Below are 20,438 nucleotides of genomic sequence, written 5' to 3'. Positions count from 1 at the left end.
AAGTGCAGTAATGGCGAGGCCAAAGCGCGGTGAAACCGGGCGGGGCTAGACGTTCTCCGTGATCTCATGTACTACTTGATAGGTCAGGTAGTTCGCATGCGCCGGTCTGAACGAACAGATCTGTGTGCTGCACCGCCAGGCACTCGTCGCCCACCGTCACGGTGGTCGCTTCGGTGACCCCGCACGCACCGCGCTACCCGTTTCGGCGGGGCTGCGTACGCGTGCGCCTACTTGAAAGGACACGCCCTATCTCCGCCCCGAACCGCTGTGGCGCAGCACAGATTCACGAGCGCACGACCCAGGCATCCCCCTTCTACCTCTTCCGCTTCCCCACGTAGCTGCTTTCTTCCACATTCGGTCCACCGGCCTCGGCCGATCCGCAATCTGAAAGGAAGCACCCTTGCACGAACAGCTCCAGCAACTCTCGGGCCCCATCGTTGTCGCCCTCTTTCTCGCATTCTTTGGAGCGAGTCTCATCATTTCCCTCCGCATCAGCAAGAAGCGGGAGAACGCCGACGGCTACATGACTGGCGGCGGACGCGTCGGCTTCGGCATCTCTGCCGCGTCGATGACCGCGACGTGGATTTGGGCCGCGTCGATGTACGCCTCCGCGACCTCCGGGTACACCTACGGGCTCTCCGGCCCGATCCACTACGGGCTCTGGGGAGCCCTGATGATCCTGCTCATCTATCCGTTCGGTCGGAGGATCAGGCAGGTCGCACCCCGCGCACACACCATCGCAGAGGTCATGTTTGCGCGCCACGGCCGCTCGAGCCAGCTCATGCTCGCGGGCTCGAACGTGCTCGGCTCCATCATCAGCCTGACCTCGAATCTCATCGCGGGCGGCGCGCTCATCTCGATGCTCTCGCCATTCACGTTCGGCCAGGGCGTCCTCGCGATCGGCGCCGGCGTGCTGCTCTACACCCTCTGGTCGGGATTCAGGGCGTCGGTGCTCACCGACTTCATGCAGGTCCTCTTCATGCTGGGCGCGGTGATCATCATCATCCCCGTCGTGTTCTTCGCGGCCGGCGGCCCGGATCTCTTCGTCGCTGGCGCCGACAACCTCACCCCGCAGCAGTCGAACTTCTTCTCCTCCGACGCGTTCTTCAATCAGGGTGCGCCCTACATCGCGGCCGTGCTCGCGTACGCGATCGGCAACCAGACCATCGCGCAGCGGCTGTTCGCGGTGCGCGAGGATCTCATCAAGAAGACCTTCGTCACGGCGACCTTCGGCTACGGCGCCACGATCATCGGCGTCGGCATGCTCGGCGTCATCGCGCTCTACGCCGGCATCGAGCCGATCGGCGGCGATGTGAACAACCTCATCCCGCAGATGGCTGCGACGTACCTGCCGCCGGCGCTGCTCGCGCTGTTCTTCATCATGATTATCGGCTCGCTGTCTTCGACGGCGGACGCCGACCTCACGGCGCTCTCGTCGATCGTGATGGCTGACATCTACGGCCAGAACATCGCGAAGGGCAAGCCGAACCCGCGCACGATGGTGCTCGTTGGCCGCGTCACGATGGTCATCGCGATGACCGCCGGGATGTACTTCGCTGGGTCGCAGCTCAACATCCTCGATCTGCTCGTCTTCGTCGGTGCGCTCTGGGGCGCCCTGGTGTTCCCGGTGATCGCGAGCTTCTACTGGAACCGGGTGACGAACGTCGCGTTCAGCGTCTCGGTCGTCGTCGCGCTTGCAGCGTTCCTGCCGGTCCGATTCGAGTGGCTCCCGATGACCGGCTGGGTCGCGATCGCCTTCGACGTGCTCGCCACGATCGGGATCGGCGTGGTGCTCGGGCTCATGGCGTTCGGCTTCTTCGGCAAGCGCGTCGCCTTCTGGGTCGGCGGGATCGCGACCGTGGCGGCGGCACCGTTCGCGATCGGCTTCCTGCACACCTACCCGGTGCTCTCGGGCTCGCTGGTGGCCTACTCGGTCTCGACGATCCTGTGCACGCTCATCACGCTCGGCTCGAACAAGCGGTTCGATTTCGACCTCATCAAGCTGCGCACGGGCGACTTCGACCCTGTCGAGGAGATCGCGGCGAAGGCCAGCTCTCCCGACGGCCAGGCTGCGGAACAGCCCGACGCCGTCTCGGCGACCGCGCAGTCCACTAAGCAGTAAAGGAGTACCAATGAACTGGGAAGTTGTTCTCTTGACCGCCTACGTGCTCGTCTGGCCCGTCATCGTGACGGGCACGCTGTTCGTCATCGTGCGGGCCTTCATTAAGGACTCGCGCGAGGCGAAGCGCGAGGGGCGCCAGATTATCTAGCTCCGCTCCGAGGCGGTGCGGCAGCTACAGCAGGTCGAGCTGCTGCACCGTCTCCTCGATCCCCTCTGAGGATCTCGCCGCCGCGATCGCGCGCAGCGGCGCATAGGGAGCTCGAGCCGTTCCCTTCGCGCGTGCACGCGCGTTGCACAACTGCATCATTCCCTTTTTACGCTTCATCGGGCAAGGTAGGGGCTAAGGATCCCGCGGGAGTCTCCCGCCGGGATGCTCAAGGTGGGGCGCGAACCCGCAGTCCCACGTCGACGCTGAAGGGGGATCGCCCATGCACACCGATATTCCGCTCCGTTCTGAGATCGAGCAGCTCGCAGCGACCGAGCGCCCGAACCTCATCACCATCGTGCTGCGAACGTCACCGGTGCCGACCGACGCCGAGGCGAACCGAATAAGCTTCGGAAACCTCGTGAGTGAGGCCGTCGCCGAACACACCGCGCACGGCGGCGACGCTGCGGAAATCGCTGCAACCGAGGCGGGGCTCAGGGCCCTCCTCGAGGACGCCCAGCTCTGGCGGTACCTGTCGCACAGTCTCGTCGTGTTCGCGAGCCCGGAGCGCACGGTCGCCTACCGGCTCCCGAACGAGCTCGAGTCCGAGTGGTTCGCGGGGAACCACTTCCGCGTCGTGCCGCTGCTGCGCACGATCACGTTCGCCCACGACGCGACGGTGCTCGCGCTCAGCCAGAAGGACGTCAGGCTCATTGTTATCGGGCCAGACCACCGTGGTACCGAGCTCCCCGTCCCTGAGCTGCCGAGCGACCTGCTCGATACGTTCAACGTCGAGGATCCGGGCGTCGACTCCCACCGTCGACGGCTGCACGGCCCCGAGGGCCACGACGCACGCCTGCTCGGCTACGCTCGCGCGGTCGATCGCGCCATCGCGCCGGTGCTGCGAAGCACCCGCGGCCCGCTCATCCTCGCGGCAGCACAGCCCCTCGATAGCGTGTTCAGGTCTGTCACGCGGAACGCGAAGCTGCTCGATGCAGGCATCTCCGGCAATCCCGACAACCTCAGCGCCGCCGAGATCGATGCGGCCGCGCGCGAGATTCTCGACGCGTACTACGCCGACGAGCTCGCTGAGCGGCAGGAGGCGTTCGGCACTCTCCAGTCGGCCGGGCGTGCGGTCACTGACCTGTCGGACATCTCGCGTGCGGCGGTTGCCGGCGCCATCTCAACGCTCTACGTCGACATGGATGCCCACCCCGAGGGCACACTCGACGACCAGGTCGGCGGACTCGTCGCCGACAGCACCCCGGGGTACAGCCTCGTCGACCAGCTCGCTTCGAAGGTGCTCGCGAGCGGCGGGCGCGTCCTCGCGCTGCGCGGCAGCGAGGTGCCCGGCGGGTCGCAGCTCGGGGCGGAGGTGCGCTTCAGCGTCTAGCGCACACTCCCACACACACAAAGGTGGGCCGCCCCATTCGGGACGGCCCACCTTCAGTTCGCTAGAGCGAAAACTTACGCAAGCTTTACGCCAGCGCCAGCTTCCTCGAGCTTAGCCTTTGCCTCTTCAGCTGCGTCCTTCTTGGCAGCCTCGAGAACGGTCTTCGGTGCCTCTTCGACGAGAGCCTTAGCCTCGCCGAGGCCCAGGCCGGTGAGCTCGCGCACAACCTTGATGACCTGGATCTTCTTGTCGCCAGCCGACTCGAGGACGACGTCGAACTCGTCCTTCTCCTCGACAGCCTCAGCTGCGCCAGCAGCCGGAGCAGCAGCAACTGCAACCGGAGCAGCAGCCGAAACGTCGAACTCTTCCTCGAACGCCTTGACGAACTCCGAGAGCTCGATGAGGGTCAGGCCCTTGAACTGCTCAAGCAGCTCTTCAGTCGAAAGCTTAGCCATGATGATTCTCCTTGATGTTTGCCCTGCACATCGCGCAGGAACAGATTGTTTGCGGTCGGCGGATGCCGATCCTTAAGCGTTCTGCTTCTCCTGCAGCGCACCGAAGCCGCGAGCGGCCTTGGCGGGCAGAGCGTTGAACAGCTGTGCAGCACCGATCAGCGAAGCCTTCATGGCGCCGGCAGCCTTAGCCAGCAGCACCTCGCGGCTCTCGAGATCGGCAAGCTTGCCTACCTCAGCGGCGGTCAGAGGCTTGCCATCGAAGTAGCCAGCCTTGATCACCAAAAGAGGGTTTGCCTTGGCGAAGTCACGCAGCGCCTTCGCGACGGCGACAGTGTCACCGTGCACGAATGCGAGTGCCGACGGGCCAGCGAGCTCGTCGTCAAACGCAGTGATTCCGGCCTTGTTGGCCGCAATCTTGGTCAGCGTGTTCTTCGCCACAGCGTACGTCGCGTGCTCGCGGATGCTGTTGCGGAGTTCCTGCAACTGAGCAACCGTGAGACCGCGGTACTCAGTCAGCAGAACGGCGCCCGACTCTTCAAACTGCTTCTGAAGATCGGCGACCGTAGCGTCCTTCGTAGCCATGGCGCTCCCTTGATTGTCGTAGCCGTGAGGCGAATGCCTCACGGGTGGCCGTGCCGCACGAAGCAGCTCCCAGAAATGGAAAAAGCTCCGGCGCGCACGCACGGAGCTTCAAATTCATGGAACGAGGTTCGCATGTCAAGGAGTTCTGTACCTGCGCTGGTCCCCGCGCTTTCCATCTCTGGATCCTGCGAGCGTTCCGGAGTTCTTGCGAACTCTACCGGCGGTCTTGGGCCAGCTAGAAGAATAGCACATCCGCGCGAGCGACGGAAACCGGGGCCCGCGTGGACCGTACTCCCAGGAAATCAGGCGAGGGTGAGGGCAGCGCGAGTTCACCCGCCACCGTCCGAAGCAAAGGAGCTTCCTCATGCACGCACCGACAAGTCACGCCGCAACGATTGAGATCGCGGGCGCCGTTGCCACGCTGACACTCAACCGCCCCGACAAGCGAAACTCATTCAGCGATGAGCTGGTGAGCGAGACGCGCTCCGCGCTGGAGCACCTCGTCGAATCCGGCGAGGTTCGTGTGCTGATCCTCACCGGGGCGGGCGCGCACTTCAGCGTCGGCGGGGATCTCGACAAGTTCTCGGCCGGCGGATTCACGAAAGATGACGCCTCGCTCGAAGCGAGCGTGCGCGAACTGCTCGGGGCGACGCAGATTTCCGTGCTCCTGCGCGAGAGCCCGCTCATCACCATTGCCGCCGTCCGCGGCGGTTGCGCGGGGGCTGGGCTCTCGATCGCCGCTGCGTGCGACCTGCGCGTGGCCTCGGATACCGCAGTCTTCCGCACCGCGTTCCTCGACGCCGGGCTCTCGGGCGACTTTGGCGGAACGTGGCTGCTCACGCGCCTGCTCGGCGAGGCGAAAGCGAAGGAGCTGTTCTTTCTCAACGACAAGGTGGGCGCGCGCGAAGCGCTGCGGATTGGCCTCGTTACTCAGGTCGTGCCCGACGACGAACTCGACGCCGCCGCGAGCGCCCTGGCCGAGCGGCTCGCGGCAAAACCTCCGATCGCGCTGCGCAACGTAAAGGCGAACCTCACGGACACGACCCCGGAATTCGCGCTCGCGATCGCACGCGAGGCTCGCAGGAACATTTCGAGCGGGCGCACCCGCGACGCGGTCGAGGCCGCCTCCGCGTTTCTCGAGAAGCGGCAGCCCGTCTTTGTCGGCCGCTAGCGCGCTACTCGGCCGGCTTCAGCATGTAGCCAGCACCGCGGACTGTGTGAATCATCGCGGGGCGACCCGCGTCGATCTTGCGCCTGAGGTACGAGATGTACAGCTCGACGACAGTCGGCTTCCCGTCGAAGTCGTAGCTCCACACCCGGTCGAGGATCTGGGCCTTCGACAGCACGCGGCCAGAGTTGCGCATGAGGTAGCGGAGCAGCTCAAACTCGGTGTTGGTCAGCTGCATGAGCTCACCGTCGCGCGAGACCTCGTAGCTGTCTTCGTTGAGCTCGAGGTCACCGACGCGAAGGATCGGGTTGGGCTGCGAGGCGAGCCGCAGCTGCGAACGCCGCACCAGGCCACGCAGCCTGGCGAGGAGCTCCTCGAGGCTGAAGGGCTTCACGACGTAGTCGTCGCCGCCCGCGGTGAGGCCGGCGACGCGTTCCTCGACGGAGTCGAGGGCCGTCAGGAAGAGGACGGGGAAAATCTCACCGTTCGCGCGAACCCGTGACAGGAGCTGCATCCCGTCGAAGTCGGGGAGCATGATGTCGAAGACCGCCACATCTGGCTGAAACTCTGCGACCGCTTGAAGCGCTTCTTCTCCGGATGCGGCAGAGCGCACCTCCCATCCCTCGTAGCGAAGCGCCATCGCAATGAGTTGGGTTATCGACTCCTCATCATCTACGACGAGGGCGCGCACCATGGTTCCATCTTGTCTCGTGAGCGTCTCGGCAGTCATACATATATAGTGCCTGGCGCGTCTGGGGGCGGGCTGGGGGCGAACTTTGGCAAACAGATGTATACTCATGCACCGACATGCGAACCCGCATTACCGCACGCACGCAATTTGGATGTCTCGGCGGCACGCCTCCAGCGAACCAGCGGGCGTCGTGCGAGAATGATTCGGTGCTTATCTCTGCATCCGACAGCCCAGCGGCCCGCTCCGGTGCACACCTCTCCCGCATCGTCACCGACGGCTCCGACCGGGCGGCCTGGATGCGCGCACGGGCCCGCGGCATTACCGCGACCGACGTCGCGAAGCTCTCAACGCCGCGCTCGATTGAGACCGCCGCGCGCGAGAAAATGTACGGCAGCAGCTTCATCGGCAACGCCTACACGGAGCACGGTAAGGCCCGCGAGCCCGAGATTGCGGCCTGGGTCGAGCGCGAGCACGGCATTCGCCCGAGCTCCGCGCTGTTCCACGCGGCGACTGACCTGCGGCACCTTGCCACGCCCGACGGTGTCGTCGAGCGCGAGACCGGCACCCTCGAGCTTGCCGAGATCAAGACGACGAACAAGGAGTGGCGAGGCATCCCCCGCAACTACCTGCGACAGATCTGGTGGCAGCAGTACGTGCTCGGCGCCGAGCGCACGCTCATGGTGTGGGAGCGACACGAGAACTTCGTTCCGGTCGGCGACCCCGAATGCCGGTGGATCGATCGCGACGAGTCTGAGATCGAGCGCCTCGTGAAGCTTGCGAGCGAACTCATCGACGTGCTCATCGCGCGCACCACCTAGGGCGGCTCGGGCCGCCGCCCGCTACAGCCCGAACGCCGTCGCGCGCACCTGCTCGTCATAGCTGCGCTCGGAGAGCTCCTGCAGCGCGACGTGCAGGAGCTTCACCCCAGGGGCGTCCGGGATCCGAGTGGCCTCCGCCCCGACGAGCAGATCAATATCACCCGATCCCCACATGCGCTGGATCGGGTTCTGCTTCGAGCGGACCTCGCGCACACGCGCGAGCGAGATCTCACTGCGGTGCCGCACGAAGAAGCCGTGGTGCAGGATCACGCGCCTCGTCGTCACCACCGCGCGCCGAGCGAGCCAGCCCAGGACCGGGCCGATCACGCCGAAGGCGATGAGCGCCGCCGCGCCGCCCGCGGCGGCAAGGTTCATCCACGGCTCAGGGAACGTGCCAATAAAGAACCCGCCGAACCCGGCCACCAGGAACAGCAGCAGCACGGGAAGCGTCAGGTGCCTGCCGTGCCTCCGCACCCGCACCACGATCTCCTCGGGCTGCTGCGGCGCCGCACCCGCCTGCGGGCCGGCGGCCGCGGGGTGGGCCGGGTGCGTTCCGGCGGGAGCACCCGGCTCGGCTGGTCCCCCGAACACCGGGTCTGCCCCTTGTGAGGGGAGCACCGTGGTCTCCTGAGTGTTTCGGGTACGCCGCATGCCCCTATTCTGCCCTGTCAGCCTGCGCCTTCGCGCCGAAGCGCTAGCGAGTCGCTGCGTCGTCGGCGTCGGCTGCCCCGTCACCAACCAGAGGCTCGTCTGCCGGGACTGTCACGTCCGCGGCTGGGACGACATCGTCGGTGTCGGCGCCGTGCTCGGCGACGGTGAACGCACGCTCGTCCGCGGTCGAGGTCGACGCGGCGCGGCCTGCCGCTGCGCCCGCGGCGCTTCCGGTGACGACGCCGTTGAGCATGCCGACGAGGTCGACGCCGACGGTCTCGCGCGCCATCTCGAGGAGGCCCTTGAGGTTGCCCATCGCGTCGCCCGCGACCCGCGACGTGCCGTCCGCCGAGACGACGGTCATGCTGTCGATGCCGGCGATCGCCTGCGCGTACTCGCCCGCGATCTCCGGGAGCCTGTGGATGAGCTCCTGGGCGAGCACCGCCTGCGACTGGGTCTCGAGCGCGCGAGCGCGGGCCTCGACCGCGATCGCCTCGGCAGTACCCTTCGCCTGGATCGCTTCTGCCTCTGCCCGGCCCTCGGCCGCGACGGCCTCAGATGCCGCGATACGGGCGGCGCGGGCCGCGAGGCCCTCGCGCTCGACCGCCTGAGCGCGGCCGTCGGCCGCGGAGACGGCAGCTGCCGCCTCCGCCTTCGCGAGCGCCTCGACCTTGTAGGCCTCCGCCTCGGCCACGGCGCGCACGTCGGCGTTGAGCTTCTCGGTGCGCAGCGCGACCTCGCGCTGCGCGGTGATCTGCTGCTGCTCAACGATCGCCTGCTGCTGGATCGCCTGCTCGAGCGGATCCGCGGCCTGGGCCTGCGCGTTCGCCTTGTCGGTCTCGGCCTGGATCTCAGCCTGGCGGAGCTTCAGCTCTCGGTTGCGGTCGAGCAGCACCTTCTCGGCCGCGATCTTCGCTTCCTCCGACGCCTGGTAGGCGTTCGTCTCCGCGATGTCCGCCGCCTGACGCACCTTGGCCGCTTCCGGCCGGCCGATGTTCGCGATGTAGTCAGCGCCGTCCCGGATCTCCTGGATCTGCAGCGTATCGACGACGAGGCCCTGCTTCGTGAGGGCCTCCTCGGCCGCTTCGAGCACGCTCTGCGCGACGACCGCGCGGTCGCGAATGATCTGCAGCACTGTTAGGCCGCCGATAATCGAACGGAGCGAGCCCGACAGCACCTCCTGGGTCGACTCGTCGATCTCGTCGGAGTTCGAGAGGAATCGCTGCGCGGCGGCCCGGATCATCTCCTGCGTGCCCCCGACCTTCACCACGGCGACGGCCTGTGCCTGCATGGTGATGCCGTCGGTCGTCTGCGCCTCGGTGGTGATCGAGAGGCGGCGCGAGCGAAGCGAGATCGTGAACGATTTCTGCACGAACGGCAGCACGAAGACGCCGCCGCCCGTCACCACCTTCTGGCCCGACATGTCACGGATCGTCGACCCGTCTGCCGCCTTGACTTCCTTCCCCTTGCCACCGGTGACGATGATCGCCTCGTCGGGCTTTGCGATGCGGTAGCGCTTGATGATGACGAGCGCGATGAGCACGAGGGCAACCACGGCGCCGAACACGCCGACGATTGCTGGGGTGATGAAGAACATGTTCCCTCCCGGGGAAGTTCAGTTGTGAGTGGAGCCGACCGTTAGGCCGGTGCGGGCGAGTTAGTTGGGCAGCGCGCTCGGGTCTGCGGTGGCCGTGAGGGGTTCGACCCGCACCGATGTCGCGGTGATGGTCTGGGCGATGCGCACCTGCGTGCCGCGCGCGATTGCCGTGTCCGCGGTCGCGGAGAGCGAGACCCGCTCGCCGTGGCGCACCAGCGCGACCTCGCCGAGGCCGCCGGCCGGAATGGCAAGCACGACGCCGGCGACGGAACCGACGAGATCGTCACCGCTCACGGCGGTGGAGGACTCGGCGCTTCTGATGAGCTTGCTCAGCCACCAGGCCGCTGCGCCGCCGAGCACACCCGCGAGCGCGCCGAGGAGCCCCGCGAGCGGGGTGGGCAGACCAGCGCCCACGAGCGCGAACGCGGTGAAGCCGAAGATTGCGGTGAACGCGGCGATGGTCGTGAGGCTCAGCGGGCCGTCGCCGAAGTCGAACGCGTCGAAGATGCCGTCGAGCACGAGTGAGAGCAGCAGCAAGACACCGCCGACAACGCCGATGATGAGGAAGATGCCGCCCGCGATCAGCGACCCGTCGAGCAGGCCATTCAGCCAGTCCATGATCGCTCCCATAGCGCTCCTCGTGTAACAGTCGTCAGGATCCCCTCCAGCGTAGCAAGGCCACGCGCTACCTGGAAGAACGCTGAGTCGGCCCCGCGGGAGCGAGGCCGACTCACTGACGGCAATTCAGGTGCCCCCGCTACGTGAGGAGTCGCGACCTGATGAGGAACCGCTGCCCCTCGGGCGCCTCAAGCGAGAAACCGGATCCCCGCCCGGGCACGGCGTCGATCGTGAGGTGCGTATGCGCCCACACCGCGAACTGCTCGCGCGACATCCAAAAGCCGATCTCGCGCGGGTGCGGCTCCCCCGCGGTCGGCGGCAGCTCGAGTGTGCCGAGCTTCACGTCCTGCCCGCCGGTCTTGAACTCGCCGTCCTGGTAACACATGGGGGCGCTGCCGTCGCAGCAGCCACCCGACTGGTGAAACATGAGCGGGCCGTGCATCGCCCAGAGCCGCTCGATGAGCTCGATCGCGGCGGGGGTGAACGCGAGCCTGCTCGCGCGCTCGCCCGCGACCTCTGGGCGTGCGTCGACGACGCCGGGAATCGCGGCGGTGTCCTCCGACGCGAGCGCGGCCGGGTCCCCAAGATCACACGCGTCATCCGTCGCGGGCGTCGCTGCCGGCTCGGGCGTTCCTTCCGAAACCATTGTCCTCTCCTTCCGTACCACCGGAGCGGTCCCGGGCGGCTGACCGCCCGGGACCCACGGATCAGGCGTCTGCGAGCCTGAGCACCACGCGGCCATCAATCTTGCCGGCGCGCATCTCGTCGAGCACGTCGTTGACGTCGTCGAGCGGGCGTTCCGAGACCGTCGGGTGGATGAGCCCACGGGCATAGAAATCGAGCGCCTCAATCATGTCCTGCCTAGTGCCAACGATCGACCCCCTGATCGTCAGCCCCTTAAGCACGATGTCGAAGATCGGCGCAGGAAAGTCCCCTGGCGGCAGCCCGTTGAAGACGATCGTGCCGCCACGCCTCGTCATACCGATCGCCTGCCCGAACGCCGACGGGTGCACGGCCGTCACGAGCACACCGTGCGCACCACCGGTCTCGCGCTGGATGGCCTCCACCGGATCCTCATTTAGCGCGTTCACCGTCACCTCGGCGCCGTGCTGCTGAGCGAGGGCGAGCTTGTCGTCGGCAATATCGACGGCGGCAACGCGCATCCCCATCGCCACGGCGTACTGCACCGCGATGTGGCCGAGGCCACCGATGCCCGAGATCACGACCCACTGCCCGGGGAGCACGCCGGTCACCTTCAGGCCCTTGTAGACGGTGACGCCAGCGCACAGGACCGGGGCGACCTCGACAGGGTCTGAACCGGCGGGCACGATCGCCGCGTACGTCGCGTCGACGAGCATGTACTCGGCGAACGAGCCGTCGACCGAGTACCCGCCGTTCTGCTGCTGCTCGCAGAGGGTCTCCCAGCCGGTGCGGCAGTACTCGCAGTGGCCGCACGCGGACCACAGCCAGGCATTGCCGACGAGGTCGCCAACTGCGACGTTCGTGACGCCCTCGCCAACGGCCTCGACGAGCCCGACGCCCTCGTGGCCCGGGATGAACGGCGGGCTCGGCTTCACCGGCCAGTCGCCCTCGACGGCGTGCAGGTCGGTGTGGCAGACGCCGGTGGTGAGCACGCGCACGAGCGCCTGGCCGGGGCCTGGGGTCGGCACGCGCTGATCGCCAACGTCGAGCGCTGAACCGAAGGCGGGCACCGAGGCCGCGCGCATTGTCGTGGTGGTCATTGTGATGTTCCTTTCGCGGGCTGCGACGGTGCAGCCCTTATGGAGTAGTGCGGTGTGGTTGGTGTGACGCGAGTGCGTCGGCCGGGGTACGGCCTAGAAGAAGCCCTGCGCGTTCTCGCTGTAGCTCACGAGCAGGTTCTTCGTCTGCTGGTAGTGGTCGAGCATCATGAGGTGGTTCTCGCGCCCGATGCCGCTCGACTTGTACCCGCCGAACGCCGCGTGCGCCGGGTAGGCGTGATAGTTGTTCACCCAGACGCGACCCGCCTCGATCGCCCGGCCCGCCCGGTACGCGGTGTTGCCGTCGCGGCTCCAGACGCCCGCGCCGAGGCCGTAGAGCGTGTCGTTCGCGATGCGGATCGCGTCGTCGAAGTCGGTGAACGTCGTCGCCGAGACGACCGGGCCGAAGATCTCCTCCTGGAAGATCCGCATCGAGTTGTCGCCGCGGAAGATCGTGGGCTGGATGTAGAAGCCACCAGCGAGGTCACCGCCGAGGTCGTCGACGCCGCCGCCGGTGAGCACCTGCGCGCCCTCCTGGCGGCCGATGTCGAGGTACGACTTGATCTTCTCGAACTGGTCGTTCGACGCCTGCGCGCCCATCATCGTGTCGGTGTCGAGCGGGTTGCCGCGCGTGATGAGCTCGGTGCGGGCCACCACTGCGTCGAGGAAGTCGTCGGCGAACGACTCCTGAATGAGCGCGCGCGACGGGCAGGTGCACACCTCGCCCTGGTTGAGGGCGAACATCGTGAACCCCTCCTTCGCCTTGTCGAAGTAGGCGTCGTCCTTCGCCGCGACGTCGTCGAAGAAGATGTTCGGGCTCTTGCCGCCGAGCTCGAGCGTCACCGGAATGATGTTCTCGGACGCGTACTGCATGATGAGTCGGCCCGTGGTCGTCTCGCCGGTGAACGCGATCTTACGGATGCGCTTGTTCGACGCGAGCGGCTTGCCCGCCTCCGCTCCGAAGCCATTCACGATGTTCACGACGCCGGGTGGCAGCAGGTCGCCGATGAGCTCGAACAGTACAAGGATCGAGGCCGGCGTCTGCTCGGCGGGCTTCAGCACCACGGCGTTGCCTGCGGCGAGCGCCGGCGCGAGCTTCCACACCGCCATGAGGATGGGGAAGTTCCACGGGATGATCTGGCCGACAACGCCGAGCGGCTCGTGGAAGTGGTAGGCGACGGTGTCGTCGTCGATCTGCGAGAGTCCGCCCTCCTGCGCGCGGATCGCGCCGGCGAAGTAGCGGAAGTGGTCGATCGCGAGCGGAATGTCGGCGTTCAGCGTCTCGCGCACGGCCTTGCCGTTGTCCCACGTCTCGGCGACGGCGATCATCTCGAGGTTCGCCTCCATGCGGTCGGCGATCTTGTTCAGGATCACGGCGCGCTCAGCGGGGCTCGTCTTGCCCCACGCGGGCGCTGCGCGGTGCGCCGCGTCGAGCGCCACCTCGATGTCCTCGGCAGTGCCGCGGGCGACCTCGCAGAATGCCTTGCCGGTGACCGGCGTGATGTTCTCGAAGTATTGTCCCTTCACCGGCGGGACCCATTCGCCGCCGATGTAGTGCTCGTAGCGGCCCTTGAAGGTGACGAGCGAATCGGGCTGTCCTGGGAATGCGTAGACAGTCATGGTGCTACCTCTCTCTGACGTCGTTGTCGAAGTTCCGAGGCGGGCGGTGCCCGCGCTTCGTGGTGTCAGCGTAGGTCTGCGAACGTTGCATCTAGGTTGCGCGGCAGCCCGGGCCGGCGCAACCTCGGTCAGCCCTCGGCGGCGATTGTCTCGAGCCGCGCGACGACGCGGGTGCGCTTCGGCGAGAGCGGCGGCAGCGCGTGCAGCAACGCCTCCCACACCTGCGCGTCGTCGACGGCCCAGTTCTGGGCATACTCGAACAGCAGCGGGGCTGCGGCTGTCTGCAGCATCGACTCGCGCAGCGTCGAGTCAACCTCGTGGCGGAGCTGCTCAACGACCGGCGCGTCCGACGACGGCAGCAGGGGTCCCTCGTACGCGGCAAGGGCGAGCCGGTGGGCGCCGCGCTCGAGCGCCTCGAGCGCCTCGAGCGCGTCGAGGCGGAGCGGGCCGCTCAGGCGATACGGGCGCGACAGCAGCTCGAACCCGACGCCGTGCTGGCTCAGCCACTTGCGCAGCCGAACGACTTCCGGCCTGAGGCGCTGTTCGGCCCCTGGCTCGCCGTAGACCTGCTCGGCGAGCGCCGCCGCCGACAGCCCGTTCGGGGCCTCGGCGAGCGCCGTGAGGATCTCGGCGTGGCGCCTGCTCACGCCCGCGAAACCACCGCCGTGTTCCAGCAGTGCCGGGTCCCGCCCGAGGAGCATGAGCCGCGGCGTCGCCTGCCGCGGCTCCCGCGCTGGCGTGGCGTGGGCCGCCGGCGGCAGGCCGCGCGGACCCGCGCGCTCGTGGCTGCGCTCGAGTGTGGCGCGCATCGCGACAAGCTTGAGCTCAGCCTCGACCGCGGCCCGCGTCGCTTCGACGAGCGGCAGGATGTGCGGCGAGGCCGCCGCGTCATTTCCGGTCACGTCGATCACCCCGATGATCGCGCCGCTCTCGGGCTCGTGCACGGGGACAGCGGTGCAGCTCCACTGGTGTACCGCGCGGTTGTAGTGTTCGGCGCCGAGCACCTGAATCGAGTCGCCGAGCAGCAACGCCGAGCCCGGCGCCGAGGTGCCAACGGCGTTCTCGGACCAGTCGGCGCCGGCGGCGAACCCCATGTCCTCCGCCTCGGACCGGAGCCGCCGGTCGCCGTCAACCCACAACAGCCTGCCCGCAGCGTCGCCGATGGCGACCACGAACCCGGCCTGTGTGGCCTCGTCGAGGAGGAGCCTGTTGACGACGGGAAGCACCCGGGCGATCGGGTGGAGGCGCTGCAGTTCTTCGAGCTCGGCGGGCGACAGCGGCCGCGCGCCGGGCGTCGCGTTCGGATCGATCGAGCGCCGCTTCGACCGCACCCACGAGTCGAGCACGACGTGGCGGAGGTCGCTCTGCGCTGCGAACATGCGCCGCGAGTCAGCGTCGTCGGCGAGCGAGGAGTCAGCGACGAACCGCTCGTGCGCGCGCTCAAGCAGCAGGCGGCGCTGTCGGACCGATTCGCCGCGCTGCAGTGCGTGTCGATTGTTGCGCACCTGGGATCTCCCTTGGCTCAGGTGCTCCGAGGGTACAGGATCCGGCTAGAAGGAGCCATCACCGGAGCCGACAGGCAGCTGTACGACGGCGTCGAGCAGCTCGCGAGTGTAGGGATCCCGCGGCTCAACGAGCGTCCGGGGCCCCTGTTCGACGGCCTCGCCGCCCCGCAGCACCACGACGTCGTCGCACAGCGCGTTCACGACGGCGAGGTCGTGCGAGATCACGAGGAGAGCAAGACCTCGCTCCCGGCGGAGCCGCGCGAGCAGGGAGAGGATCGCCGCCTGCACGGACACGTCGAGCGCGCTGGTTGCCTCGTCGGCGATGAGCACCGTCGGCTCGGCCGCGAGCGCCCGGGCGATCGCGATGCGCTGCCGCTGTCCGCCCGACAGCTCGTGGGGGTAGCGGCGCGCAAGCTCCGGCATGAGTCCGACCTCCGCGAGCGACGCCGCGACGCGGTCGCCGCGTGAACTGCGCCGACCGCCTGCACCGTCACCGGCCCCACGCGCGCGGCGGTCGTGTGCGCGGAGCGCCTCGGCCAGCGTTGCGCCGACGGTGCGGCGCGGGTTGAGCGACGACGTCGGATCCTGCGGGATGAGCTGGATCCCGGTCCGCTCGCCCGCGAAGCTCACCGTCCCGCCCGCGATCGGCAGCTCCCCCGCGATCGCGCGCGCGATCGTCGTCTTGCCCGACCCGGACTCACCGATCAGCCCCAGCGCGCCGCGCACCTCAAACGAGACCCCGTGTACCGCCTCGCGGCGGCCATAGTGCACGCGCAGGTCCCGCACCGCGAGCCGCGGAGCGCCGGCCGACGCAGTGACGCCCGGCGAGCCCGGGGCGGTGTCGTCGCCGTCTCGGTCCGCCGGTGCGTCCGCGGCCTGTCGACCGGCGGCTCCGGCATCCTCGGCCTGGCCCGCCGCGCGCGGGAAACGCGGAATCGCCGCAAGCAGCTCGCGCGTGTAGGGGTGGTCGGGCGCCGTCAGCACCGCCGCGGTCGCGCCCGCCTCGACGATGCGGCCGCCGCGCATCACCGCGATCCGCTCGCACATCGCCGCGACCACCGCGACGTCGTGGCTCACGAACACGAGGGTGAGGCCGCGCTCTCGGCGGAGCGTGGCGAGGAGGGCAAGCACCTCGCGCTGCACGGTCGCGTCGAGCGCCGTGGTCGGCTCGTCGGCAAGCAGCACGGCTGGCCGGCCCGCGAGCGCCATCGCGATCACGATGCGCTGGCGCTGGCCACCGGAGAGCTCGTGCGGGTACGCGCGGGCGATGCGCTCGGGCTCGTCGAGCCGGACCTCGGTGAGCAGCTCGCGCACCCGCGCCGCGGCATCGGGCTCGCCCGCGGCGACGCAGGCCTCGCGCAGCTGAGTGCCGACGCGGGTGAGCGGGTCGAGCGCGCTGAGCGGGTCCTGGAACACCATTCCGATGGCGCCCCCGAACGCGATCTCGCCCGCGGTCTGCGCTACTCCGTTCGGGAGGAGGCCGGCGATGGCGCGGAGGGTGAGGCTCTTGCCCGATCCTGATTCGCCGACGATGCCGAGGGCCTCGCCCGGCGCGAGTTCGAAGCTGATCCCCCCGGCCCCGGCTTCCCCAGCCCCGCCATCCCCGGCCCCGGCCCGGCCCCCGGCCCCAGCCTCGGCCCCGCCATCCCCGCCAACAAGCGCGCGAGTTGGCAGTTGGTGCCGGTCTGCGGGCCGCGAAGCGACAACAGCTGCCAACTCGAGGGTGAGGCCGTGGACCGTCAGCGCGCCAGGCTTCAGAGCTGGGTCTGCGGGGCGTGGCCCGCGGGAGGCCCGAGAGACCCTGGATATCCCGCGCCGCGGCCGGTCCGACGTCACCCGGAGGGCGTCGCCGATGCCGTCACCGAGGAGCGACAACGCGATGCCCGTCACTACAACGGCGAGTCCCGGCAGCGCGGAGAGCCACCAGTGGCTCGTCACGAACGCCTGCCCGTCGGCGATCATGGTGCCCCAGTCGGGGGTCGGCGGCTGGATGCCAAGCCCGAGGAAGCCAAGGGTGACGATCGCAACCATGATGAGCACGATCTCCGTCGCAAGGAGCACGATGGCCTGCGGCAGCACGTTCGGCAGCAGATGTTTCACGAGGATCCGGGTGTGCGAGAGCCCGGCGCCGCGAGCCGCGCGCACCCAGCCGAGGTCGCGCATCGACGCGGTCAGCGCGCGGATCACCCGTGCGTACCCGACCCAGCCGACGAGGGCGAAGGCGGCGACGATGCCAGGGGCGCCCGCCCCGACCGCGAAGACGATCGCGATGACGAGGACGTAGAACGGGAACGCGATCACGGTGTCGGTGACGCGCGAGATCACCCAGTCGGTGGTGCGCCCGAAGTAACCGGAGACGAGGCCGAGCGTGACACCAACGATGAACGGGGCGACGGCGGCGAGGGCGGCGATTCCGAGGTCGGTGCGGGCGGCGAAGAGCACCCGGGAGAACACGTCGCGGCCGAGCTGGTCCGTACCGAACGGGTGCGCGGCCGACGGGGGCAGCAGTCCGGCCGACAGATCCTGAGCCGTCGGCGAGTACGGCGCGAGCGCGGGGGCGAACACTGCGACGAGCGCGATCGCGGCGAGGAGCAGCGCGCCGGCGACGAGCGTCGGCGACCCGAGCGCGCGCCGCACCCCGTTCATCGTGCACCCCGCAGCCGCGGATCGATGAGCGCAGACGCGAGCCGCGCCACCAGCGTCACGAGCACGACGAGGATCGCGCAGTACAACGCGACGGCCTGCACGACAGGGAAGTCCCGGCTCGAGATTGACTGAAACAGGAGCGTCCCGAGGCCGTTGATGCCGAACACCTTCTCGACGACGAGCGTCCCGCCGATGAGATAGGCGAGGTTCACGCTCAGGAGGTTCAGTGTGGGGAGGGCCGCGCCGCGCAGCACGTGGCGCCACCGGATCTGACGCTCCGGGATACGCGCGGCCCGCAGCGTCGTCACGAACTCGGCCTCGGTCACCTCGAGCAGCTGCGCGCGGAGCGACCGGATGAGCGGCGGCGCCATACCGAGCGCGACCGCGAGGGCGGGGAGCACCAGCGAGCGCAGCGGCTCCAGCGGGGCCGACCCCGGCGAGCCGACGCCGCCGACGGGAAACCAGCCCAGGCCCACGGCGAAGACGATGATGAGCAGGAGGCCGATCCAGAACAGCGGCATTCCGAGCGTGATCGTCGGCACGATGCGCACGACCTGATCCACCCAGCCGCCTGGCCGGTTCGCCGCCGCAAGCGCGAGCGGCACGGCGATCGCGAGCACAAGCACGAGCGCGAGCGCGACGATGCCGAGGCTCACTGGCGCGCGCGACAGCACGAGCTCGGCGGTCGGCACCCCCGTCACGAGCGAATCTCCCGTGTCGCCGCGCGTGAGCACGCCGCCAACGAAGTCGGCGTACTGTCGCCACAGCGGGGCGTCGAGCCCGAGCTCTGCCCGGAGCTCGGCGAGCGCCTGGGGCGTCGCACGGTCGCCAAGGATCATCACGGCCGGATCTCCCGGCACCAGGCGGAGCAGGAAGAACACGGCCGTCACCACGCCGAGCATGACAGGCAGCACCGTTCCGCCCACCCGCAAGACCACACGCACCACCGGGCGGATGAGGGATCGCGGAGCCGCTGACACGCGATTACTCTACCCGCTGGGCGACGGCGCGCTGGGTGGCGTCCCTCTTCGCTACTTCGCCTCGACCCACGCGTCCTGGAACCTGACGCTCCCGTTCGGCAGCGACTCGAGGCCGTGCACCTTCGCCGTGGTGCCGTGCAGGTTCGGCGAGTAGTAGACGGGGATGTACGGGACGTCACTCGCGAGGATCCGCTGGATGCCGGTGTAGATCTGCTCGCGCTCGGGGCCGTCGGCTGTAGTGCGGCCCTCGTGCATGAGCTTCGTGACCTCGGGGTTCGTGTAGTGCGTCCAGAACGAGTTGCTGAAGCCCTCGGGGTCGGCCTGGAAAGTGACGAGCCCGTTGGGGTCGGGCGCGTCAGACTGACCCGAGTTGATCATGAAGTCGTAGTCGAACGCCTTGAAGCGCTCGCGGAACGAGGCAAGGTCGATGGCCTCGATCTGCACGTCGATGCCGAGCGGAGCAAGCGATTCCTGGACGACCTGGGCAATTTGCGCGCGGGCGGAATTGCCGCTCGGAATGAGCATGGTCGCCTCGAAGCCGTCCGTGAAGGCTGACTTGGCGAGCTCCTGCCTGGCTGAGTCGACGTCGTACGCGAGCACCGGCTCCGCGTCGAATGCATCGGCCGCGCTGTATTCGATCGCCGGCGGAATGAGCGAGGACGCCGCGCGGGCGGTGCCGAACGTCGTCGCCTGCGTGATGCCGGGCAGGTCGAGCGCCTGCGCGATCGCGCGGCGCACGTGCGCGTCCGCGAACTCGGGCTTCTGGGTGTTGAAGAAGATCTGCTCGATCGCCCACGAGTCGCTCTTCAGCAGCTTGGTCGTGTCGCCCTTCTCCACGGACTCGGCGTTCGCCGCCGGCACCTGCTCGATGGCATCGATCTGGCCGGCGTTCAGGCGCTGCAGCAGCTGGTTGTCGTCTGCCACGAAGACGTAGTCGAGGCCGTCAAGGAGCGGCTTGCCGTCCTGCCAGTAATGCTCGTTCTTCACGAGGTTCAGGTCACCGGCCGGATCCCATTCGCCGATCGCGAACGGGCCGGTGCCGATCGGTGCCGTGAAGAAGTCGTCCTCGGTCTTGCCGCCGAAATCCTTGGGCATGACGCCGGCGGAGAAGCTCGTGAGCTCGGAGAGGAACGGCGTGTACGCCTCGCTGAGGGTGATCACGACGGTGCCGGCGTCGTCGTCCGCCGCGATCTCCGAGATCGGGGCGGTGAGCATCAGCGGCCCCTCCTTCGCGAGGTTGCGCTCGAGCGAGAACTTCACGTCCGTGGCATTCACGTCGGTACCATCCGAGTACTTGAGGCCGTCGCGCAGCGTGAACGTGTAGGTCAGGCCGTCCTCCGAGATCTCGTGGCTCTTCGCGAGCCAGTCGACGATCTTGCCGTGCTCGTCGAACGAGACGAGCGATTCGAAGATCTTGTCGATCGCGAAGGCGTTGTTCGCGGTGATCTGCGTGTGCAGGTCGAGATCGTTCGCGCTCGCGAGCCGGCCGTACGTGAGCGTGCCGCCCGCGGTCGGGTTGGGCTCGGCGCCGTCACCCTGTGCGGCCGGGGCGCAGCCAGCGAGCCCCAGTGTTGCGGCGAGCGCGAGCGCGACGACTGCGCGCCGTGAAGTCGTGGTCATTGGTTCCTCTCGGCAGCCGGTGGAGCGGCACGTGCCGCACACCCCCGAGCTGGTCTATTTCACCAGGCTACGATTCGCCTGACCGGTG

The 20,438-nt window shown here is 68.3% G+C and carries 19 protein-coding genes; 5 read left to right on the top strand and 14 right to left on the bottom strand.

The window, feature by feature from the left end; translation table 11 throughout:
• Positions 1-400 precede the first annotated feature (400 nt).
• Positions 401-2,122 (top strand): sodium:solute symporter family protein, encoded by a 1,722-nt coding sequence (locus BJ960_RS01450; protein WP_185985963.1) that lies wholly within the window; start codon positions 401-403, stop codon positions 2,120-2,122.
• 10 nt (positions 2,123-2,132) lie between these two features.
• Positions 2,133-2,270 (top strand): putative transporter small subunit, encoded by a 138-nt coding sequence (locus BJ960_RS01445; RefSeq protein WP_183075275.1) that lies wholly within the window; start codon positions 2,133-2,135, stop codon positions 2,268-2,270.
• Between the two features lie 24 nt (positions 2,271-2,294).
• On the opposite strand, the gene BJ960_RS01440 is transcribed toward BJ960_RS01445, so the two are convergent.
• Entirely contained in the window at positions 2,295-2,447 is a 153-nt protein-coding gene (locus BJ960_RS01440) for a hypothetical protein (RefSeq protein WP_185985962.1), read from the bottom strand.
• Between the two features lie 103 nt (positions 2,448-2,550).
• On the opposite strand from BJ960_RS01440, the gene BJ960_RS01435 reads away from it, so the two are divergent.
• Complete coding sequence (locus BJ960_RS01435; RefSeq protein WP_121073983.1) at positions 2,551-3,660, top strand: baeRF11 domain-containing protein; 1,110 nt, start codon at positions 2,551-2,553, stop codon at positions 3,658-3,660.
• Positions 3,661-3,734: 74 nt separating this feature from the next.
• Here BJ960_RS01435 and rplL read toward each other — a convergent pair whose 3' ends face one another.
• Both rplL and rplJ read right to left on the bottom strand, forming a co-directional pair.
• A complete protein-coding gene (rplL, locus tag BJ960_RS01430; protein WP_119281629.1) occupies positions 3,735-4,115 on the bottom strand; it encodes a 50S ribosomal protein L7/L12 in 381 nt (126 codons plus the stop codon).
• Positions 4,116-4,187: 72 nt separating this feature from the next.
• A complete protein-coding gene (gene rplJ / locus BJ960_RS01425; RefSeq protein WP_119281630.1) occupies positions 4,188-4,697 on the bottom strand; it encodes a 50S ribosomal protein L10 in 510 nt (169 codons plus the stop codon).
• Positions 4,698-5,061: 364 nt separating this feature from the next.
• On the opposite strand from rplJ, the gene BJ960_RS01420 reads away from it, so the two are divergent.
• Positions 5,062-5,868, top strand: coding sequence for an enoyl-CoA hydratase/isomerase family protein (locus BJ960_RS01420; RefSeq protein ID WP_185985961.1), 807 nt, complete (start codon positions 5,062-5,064; stop codon positions 5,866-5,868).
• A 4-nt stretch (positions 5,869-5,872) separates the two neighbouring features.
• Here the strand turns inward: BJ960_RS01420 and BJ960_RS01415 are convergent, their stop codons facing one another.
• The gene (locus tag BJ960_RS01415) at positions 5,873-6,595 is read right to left on the bottom strand and encodes a response regulator transcription factor (RefSeq protein ID WP_185985960.1); all 723 of its coding nucleotides are present in this window, start codon (positions 6,593-6,595) and stop codon (positions 5,873-5,875) included.
• 257 nt (positions 6,596-6,852) lie between these two features.
• On the opposite strand from BJ960_RS01415, the gene BJ960_RS01410 reads away from it, so the two are divergent.
• The gene (locus BJ960_RS01410; protein WP_237463761.1) at positions 6,853-7,374 is read left to right on the top strand and encodes a YqaJ viral recombinase family protein; all 522 of its coding nucleotides are present in this window, start codon (positions 6,853-6,855) and stop codon (positions 7,372-7,374) included.
• Between the two features lie 21 nt (positions 7,375-7,395).
• Here BJ960_RS01410 and BJ960_RS01405 read toward each other — a convergent pair whose 3' ends face one another.
• From BJ960_RS01405 to BJ960_RS01360, 10 genes are all read right to left on the bottom strand, one after another.
• Positions 7,396-8,025 (bottom strand): PH domain-containing protein, encoded by a 630-nt coding sequence (locus tag BJ960_RS01405; RefSeq protein WP_185985958.1) that lies wholly within the window; start codon positions 8,023-8,025, stop codon positions 7,396-7,398.
• A 43-nt stretch (positions 8,026-8,068) separates the two neighbouring features.
• On the bottom strand, positions 8,069-9,622 hold the full coding sequence (locus tag BJ960_RS01400; RefSeq protein WP_185985957.1) for a flotillin family protein: 1,554 nt from the start codon (positions 9,620-9,622) through the stop codon (positions 8,069-8,071).
• A 60-nt stretch (positions 9,623-9,682) separates the two neighbouring features.
• Positions 9,683-10,252, bottom strand: coding sequence for a hypothetical protein (locus BJ960_RS01395; RefSeq protein WP_121074002.1), 570 nt, complete (start codon positions 10,250-10,252; stop codon positions 9,683-9,685).
• A 127-nt stretch (positions 10,253-10,379) separates the two neighbouring features.
• The gene (locus tag BJ960_RS01390; RefSeq protein WP_185985956.1) at positions 10,380-10,886 is read right to left on the bottom strand and encodes a DUF779 domain-containing protein; all 507 of its coding nucleotides are present in this window, start codon (positions 10,884-10,886) and stop codon (positions 10,380-10,382) included.
• Positions 10,887-10,947: 61 nt separating this feature from the next.
• A complete protein-coding gene (gene adhP, locus BJ960_RS01385; protein WP_185988094.1) occupies positions 10,948-11,967 on the bottom strand; it encodes an alcohol dehydrogenase AdhP in 1,020 nt (339 codons plus the stop codon).
• A gap of 108 nt (positions 11,968-12,075) precedes the next feature.
• Positions 12,076-13,599 (bottom strand): aldehyde dehydrogenase, encoded by a 1,524-nt coding sequence (gene adh / locus BJ960_RS01380; RefSeq protein WP_185985955.1) that lies wholly within the window; start codon positions 13,597-13,599, stop codon positions 12,076-12,078.
• Positions 13,600-13,727: 128 nt separating this feature from the next.
• Positions 13,728-15,104, bottom strand: a complete 1,377-nt coding sequence (locus BJ960_RS01375) for a transcriptional regulator (protein WP_307814700.1) — start codon at positions 15,102-15,104, stop codon at positions 13,728-13,730.
• Positions 15,105-15,149: 45 nt separating this feature from the next.
• On the bottom strand, positions 15,150-17,750 hold the full coding sequence (locus tag BJ960_RS01370) for an ABC transporter ATP-binding protein/permease (RefSeq protein ID WP_185985954.1): 2,601 nt from the start codon (positions 17,748-17,750) through the stop codon (positions 15,150-15,152).
• Complete coding sequence (locus BJ960_RS01365) at positions 17,747-18,730, bottom strand: ABC transporter permease (protein WP_307814699.1); 984 nt, start codon at positions 18,728-18,730, stop codon at positions 17,747-17,749. Before BJ960_RS01365 ends, BJ960_RS01370 begins: the two co-directional genes overlap by 4 nt.
• A 51-nt stretch (positions 18,731-18,781) precedes the next feature.
• The gene (locus BJ960_RS01360; RefSeq protein ID WP_185985953.1) at positions 18,782-20,350 is read right to left on the bottom strand and encodes an ABC transporter substrate-binding protein; all 1,569 of its coding nucleotides are present in this window, start codon (positions 20,348-20,350) and stop codon (positions 18,782-18,784) included.
• Positions 20,351-20,438 lie beyond the last annotated feature (88 nt).

The sequence above is a fragment of the Leucobacter aridicollis genome, assembly GCF_013409595.1.
In the GTDB taxonomy this organism is placed as follows: Bacteria; Actinomycetota; Actinomycetes; order Actinomycetales; family Microbacteriaceae; genus Leucobacter; species Leucobacter aridicollis.
This window is presented reverse-complemented; position numbering and strand designations above follow the sequence as displayed.